7 protein-coding genes are annotated in these 5,372 nt (G+C 50.9%); all 7 read left to right on the forward strand.

Annotated features, from left to right (window positions below; all coding sequences use genetic code 11):
* A partial coding sequence (locus QVO39_RS02470) for a phospholipase D-like domain-containing protein (RefSeq protein ID WP_288171624.1) occupies positions 1-1,353 on the forward strand: 1,353 nt, incomplete at its 5' end.
* A gap of 22 nt (positions 1,354-1,375) precedes the next feature.
* Positions 1,376-1,996, forward strand: a complete 621-nt coding sequence (locus QVO39_RS02475) for a riboflavin synthase (protein WP_021902878.1) — start codon at positions 1,376-1,378, stop codon at positions 1,994-1,996.
* Entirely contained in the window at positions 1,993-2,544 is a 552-nt protein-coding gene (locus tag QVO39_RS02480; protein ID WP_021902879.1) for a nitroreductase family protein, read from the forward strand. The genes QVO39_RS02475 and QVO39_RS02480 overlap by 4 nt, the downstream gene beginning before the upstream one ends.
* Positions 2,545-2,557: 13 nt before the next feature.
* Positions 2,558-3,916, forward strand: coding sequence for a histidine--tRNA ligase (gene hisS, locus QVO39_RS02485; RefSeq protein ID WP_021902880.1), 1,359 nt, complete (start codon positions 2,558-2,560; stop codon positions 3,914-3,916).
* Between the two features lie 3 nt (positions 3,917-3,919).
* Positions 3,920-4,666 (forward strand): acyl-[acyl-carrier-protein] thioesterase, encoded by a 747-nt coding sequence (locus QVO39_RS02490; RefSeq protein ID WP_288171627.1) that lies wholly within the window; start codon positions 3,920-3,922, stop codon positions 4,664-4,666.
* A gap of 1 nt (position 4,667) precedes the next feature.
* The gene (locus QVO39_RS02495) at positions 4,668-4,901 is read left to right on the forward strand and encodes a ribbon-helix-helix domain-containing protein (protein ID WP_021902882.1); all 234 of its coding nucleotides are present in this window, start codon (positions 4,668-4,670) and stop codon (positions 4,899-4,901) included.
* A complete protein-coding gene (locus tag QVO39_RS02500) occupies positions 4,894-5,349 on the forward strand; it encodes a nucleoside deaminase (RefSeq protein WP_288171639.1) in 456 nt (151 codons plus the stop codon). The genes QVO39_RS02495 and QVO39_RS02500 overlap by 8 nt, the downstream gene beginning before the upstream one ends.
* The last annotated feature ends 23 nt before the right edge of the window (positions 5,350-5,372 follow it).

The raw sequence follows: 5,372 nt of genomic DNA on the forward strand, positions 1-5,372 counted from the left end.
GAGCAATTGGTTCAATCATTGAAGCTAGGACCGGAGGTGCTGCTACCAAGTCGTCGTCACCTGCAGTTGCAAGACCTTCGGAAGCTACCCAATCCGATAGGACCTGAGTATGAGCAGCAGTACCATACCCCTATCCCTCACTTCAGATGGGATCAGTGCCCAAATAAGTTGGATCACCTCCTGAGGCAAGACGAAGCGATCTTTGTGCCCTATACTAGTTTTGATTACCTTCTGAGCACACTTCAGGCGGCTTCTACTGATCCTCGGGTGAAGGGGATCAAGCTGACGCAGTATCGTGTGGCGGAGGATTCGGAGGTGATCGATGCACTGATAAAGGCGGCTACGCAAGGCAAGGAGGTGACGGTCTTTGTAGAGCTGAAGGCGAGATTTGATGAGGAGAATAATCTGCAAACCGCTCAGCGGATGATCCGCCACGGCGTCAAGATACTCTACTCTCTGCCGGGGCTTAAGGTGCATGCCAAGACTTGCTTTATAGAGTTTCACCCAGAGGCGGTGCCAGGGAAGTGTGGTATCGCTTGCTTTAGCACGGGCAACTTTAATGAAAAGACAGCGAAGATCTACTCGGATGTACTGGTCTTTACCAGTCGGCAAGAATTGGCGTACGATCTTTCGCAACTCTTCCTCCTCTTGGAGCAGGGCGATACCACGCATACCTTTGAGCACCTCCTCGTGGCTAGCTACGGTATGGTGGAGCAGATCTACCAATTGATCGACTATGAGATTGCCGAGGCAAAGGCGGGGAGAAAGGCACGAATGGTGCTCAAGATGAATTCGATAGAGGAGCAAGGGGTGATTGATAAGCTCTATGAGGCGTCGGAGGCGGGAGTGGAGATTGACCTCCTAGTTCGTGGTATCTGTAGGGTGATCCCTAGCCAACCATTTAGCCAAAATATCCGGGCGATACGTCTGCTGGATATCTACCTAGAGCATGCCCGTATCTGGTACTTTTACCACGGGGGTGAGGAGCGTTACTACGTCTCTTCGGCCGATTGGATGACCCGCAACCTCTACCGACGGATAGAGTGTGGTGCCCCAGTTTTGGCTCCCGAGATCAAGGAGTTCTTAAGGAAGGTATTGGACCTCTGCCTCAGTGACAATGTGAAGGCTTCCTATCTATCTTCCGAACTGGAGAATATCCCCAAGCGTGACCATCCTGAAAAGGCTATTCGGACGCAAGAGGAGATGTATCGGGTGGTGAAGGATTTTAATCATCTGCCCCCTTTCACTACTTGTCACCTACCAGAGGAGCAGGTAAAAGTACCTAGCCTAGAGCGTACCCCTCGTACCAAACAGAGCTGGCTTGGGCAGCTGATTTTTGGACAAAAGAAGTAATCAATTGATAGAGAAATAAGATATGTTTTCAGGAATAGTAGAAAGCACAGCCACTGTAGTGAGAGTGGTGAGAGAGGAAGGAACGGAAAATGTACACTTGACCCTTACGGCCCCCTTCGTGGAGGAGCTGAAGGTGGACCAAAGTATCTCGCACAATGGTGTCTGCCTTACGGTAGTGGCCATTGACTTGGAGGAGCGTAGCTACACCGTTACGGCGATACTTGAGACGCTACAGCGCTCCAATCTAGGTGACTTGAAGCCTGGGGACTTGGTCAATCTGGAGCGAAGTATGACGGTGGGTGGTCGACTGGATGGCCATATTGTACAAGGCCATGTGGATACTACTGGAGTATGTACCGAGATACGCGAGGCGGAGGGAAGCCACTATTTCCGCATTGAATACAGTGTGCCCAAGGAGATGGCTCTGCGTGGCTATATGACGGTAGAGAAGGGCTCTGTCTGTGTCAATGGGGTGAGCCTCACGGTGGTGAATTCTACGCCCAATAGCTTTGAAGTGGCAATCATCCCTTATACCATCGAGCATACCAACTTCAAGACTCTTGAGGTGGGTAAAAGGGTCAATCTGGAGTTTGATATCATTGGCAAATACCTTGCCCGCATCATAGAGATTCAGCAATCATGAGCCTACAGGATTTAGCTGCCACTCGGCAGAGTGATCGGAAGTACGACGAGAATCGCCCTGTACCTAGAGAGGTGATAGAGCGCATCTTGGAGGTGGCCCGCTTGGCTCCCTCGGCTACCAACTCTCAGCCGTGGCACTTTATCGTGGTTGATGACCCTACAACTCGTGCTGAGGTGGCAGCGACACTCACAACCCCTTTGGTGCCAGGAATGAATAAGTTTGCAGCGACGGCACCCGTCCTCCTAGTATTGGTGGAGGAGTCGCCCAATGCAGCTGGCAAGGCAGGTTCGCTCCTCCTCAATAAGCACTTACCTGCGTATGATATAGGGATTGTGGCTAGCTACATTACTCTTGCGGCACGTGAGGAGGGACTTGGTAGCTGCATCATGGGGTGGGTCAATGAGCGTAAGCTTCGCAAAGTACTAGGGGTGTCGAGAGGCAAGAAGCTCCCTCTAGTGATCTCACTTGGCTACTCGGTTCAGGAGCTCAGAGCCAAGAAGCGTAAACCCCTCTCGGAGCTCCTTTCTTACAATAAATATTCAAAATAAATAGAGATAGACTATGGCACAAAAACCCTCAATACCTAAAGGGACGCGCGACTTCTCACCTGAGGAGATGGCGAAACGCAACTATATATTTGATACCATTAAGAGTGTCTACCGCACCTATGGATTTAGGGAGATAGAGACACCCGCAATGGAGAATCTCTCCACCCTTACTGGCAAGTATGGTGCAGAGGGAGATAAGCTACTCTTCCGTATCCTCAATAGTGGGGATAGCCTTAAGGGCTTTAATCGGGAGGAGTTGCTTACGATAGACCCTGCTGAGTTTGCAGCTCGTGCATGTGATAGGGGATTGCGCTACGACCTCACGGTGCCTTTTGCCCGCTATGTGGTGCAGCACCGCAATGAGATTACCTTCCCTTTCCGTCGCTTCCAGATACAGCCAGTATGGCGTGCCGATCGACCTCAGAAGGGAAGATATAGGGAGTTCTTTCAGTGTGATGCTGATGTGATCGGTTCTGACTCTCTTCTCCATGAAGTGGAGCTCACTCGTATCATTGATACGGTCTTCCACCGTCTCAATATCTCCGTTACTATTCACCTGAATAATCGGAAGTTGCTCACGGCTATTGGTGAGACTTTAGGCATTGAGAATATCATTGACCTCACTGTGGCCATTGATAAGCTAGATAAGATTGGTTGGGAAGGGGTCCGCTCGGAGTTGCTCTCCAAGGGAATCACCGAGGTGGCGTGCGACCAACTACACCCTATCCTCAACTTTGAGGGTTCTAATGAGGAGAAGCTACAAAAGATGAGTGGCCTCTTTGCCCAAAGTGAGGTGGGGCAAAAAGGGATAGAGGAGCTGAGCTATATCTTTGAGATGCTACAGCTCACACCGCTCTATAATAAGGTGGTTCTTGACCTCTCTCTCGCTAGAGGATTGGACTACTATACTGGTACTATCTTTGAGGTGAAGGCTAATGATGTGGAGATTGGTAGCATCACGGGAGGTGGTCGATACGATAACCTCACTGGCGTCTTCGGACTAGATGGTGTGAGTGGTGTGGGGATCTCCTTTGGTGCCGATCGTATTTTTGATGTGCTGAATCAGCTGGATCTTTATCCAAAGGAGGCTACTTCGGGTACCCGTCTGATGTTTGTCAACTTTGGGGATCAGGAGGTGCGCTATATCCTTCCTCTCCTCTCTCTGATACGCAAGGAGGGGATCGCCGTAGAGCTCTATCCTGAGGAGGCGAAGCTCAAGAAGCAGATGAGCTATGCCAATGCCCTTCAGATCCCATACGTCGCTTTCGTTGGTGAGGAGGAGGTGCAAAATAAGACCATCACCCTGAAGAATATGGAGAGTGGTGAGCAGAGTGCCCTTTCGCTAGATGCATTAATTGCTAAGGTGCGATAGAAAGTGGAGACGATCTCGGATCATAAACTGAGTATGCAGCTGGAGCTGTGGCCGTTTCACCTTGACTTGAGGGGGCGGTACCCGCTGAGCCAATTGGTGAGTAGGATGATCCATGTGGCAGGTGAGCATGCTACTCACTTCGGCTATGGGATTGACCACTTGATGGCACACGGAGCTAGCTGGGTACTTAGCCGTATGAGTATCCGATTTTTCCACCCTATAGGGGTGGACCCACTCACCATCACCACGGGGGTGACGGACTGGGTGGGTATCTCTACCGATCGTGTCATTACCTTGGAGCAGGGAGGTCGGCTGGTGGCAAGTGCCTTTACCAAGTGGATAGGGATTGATATTCGGAAGCGAATGCCACTGCCTATCGATTCCCTACTCACGGACCGCTCTGTCCGCTCTTCCTTCCCCGACCTGGAGCTTCCCGAGATTCCACGCCGCCTTATGGATCGTGAGATGACTGCGAAGCTCCGCTCTGTCTACTTTCACAAGGTACGCTACTCCGACTTGGATATCAATCGGCACGTCAATTCCTCTGTCTGGATCTCTCTCGCCATGGATGCTCTCCCCATTGCTCATATCATAGAGGAGGAGCTGGCGGAGGCTCATCTGAGGTTTGTAAAGGAGGCACGACTGGGTGATGAGCTTCTGGTGAAGCACTACTCGGAGGGGCAGGTAGACTATGTCCAAATAGAGCATGAGGAGGCGGTCTGTTTCCAACTAATGATAGTGAGAAAGTAGGATGGCAAAGAAGAAAAAGATCAAACCGCCAATGGTAAAGCAGGATCCTCGCACGGAGAGGGTCACTATCCTTTTCTCAAAGGAGGAGGAGAAGATGATCAATTACTATGTGAAGAAGTACAAGTACAGTAGTCGCTCAGCTCTGATTCGGAAGATTGTGATGACCCATGTGCTGGGGGAGCTCAATGCCAATTATCCTACGCTTTTTGACCAAGATCTCTCTGATGATGACTGAGCAAACTATTGCCCCTTTTTCGGATCAATACTTTATGCAGCAGGCACTGCAGGAGGCTCGACTTGCCTATGAGGCTGAAGAGGTACCTATCGGTGCGGTGATTGTCTCTCGCGATACGGTGATAGGGCGGGGGCACAACCTTACAGAGACGCTACAGGATGTCACTGCCCATGCCGAGATGATCGCCCTTACGGCGGCTCAAAACTATCTAGGCAGTAAGGTACTGCCCGATTGTACACTCTACGTGACGGTGGAGCCGTGTGTGATGTGTGCCGGTGCTATCCGCCATAGCCGCCTTATGCGAGTGGTGTGGGGAGCAGATGAGCCCAAGACGGGCAATACACGCTTTGCCGATGATATCCTCCACCCTTCTACCCTAGTTACCCGTGGTGTCCTAGCTGAGGAGTGTGCCTCTCTAATGCGTGACTTTTTCCGTCATCGCCGATAAATAGAGGCAATAAAAAACAATCG

It is taken from the genome of Porphyromonas sp. CAG:1061 (assembly GCF_000435035.1).
Taxonomy (GTDB): Bacteria; Bacteroidota; Bacteroidia; order Bacteroidales; family Porphyromonadaceae; genus Porphyromonas_A; species Porphyromonas_A somerae.

What these genes read in the sequence shown, in the direction of transcription:
- QVO39_RS02475 (WP_021902878.1), top strand. Translation starts at nt 1,376, where the DNA reads ATGTTTTCAGGAATAGTAGAAAGCACAGCCACTGTAGTGAGAGTGGTG.
- QVO39_RS02480 (WP_021902879.1), top strand. Translation starts at nt 1,993, where the DNA reads ATGAGCCTACAGGATTTAGCTGCCACTCGGCAGAGTGATCGGAAGTAC.
- hisS (WP_021902880.1), top strand. Translation starts at nt 2,558, where the DNA reads ATGGCACAAAAACCCTCAATACCTAAAGGGACGCGCGACTTCTCACCT.
- QVO39_RS02495 (WP_021902882.1), top strand. Translation starts at nt 4,668, where the DNA reads ATGGCAAAGAAGAAAAAGATCAAACCGCCAATGGTAAAGCAGGATCCT.
- QVO39_RS02500 (WP_288171639.1), top strand. Translation starts at nt 4,894, where the DNA reads ATGACTGAGCAAACTATTGCCCCTTTTTCGGATCAATACTTTATGCAG.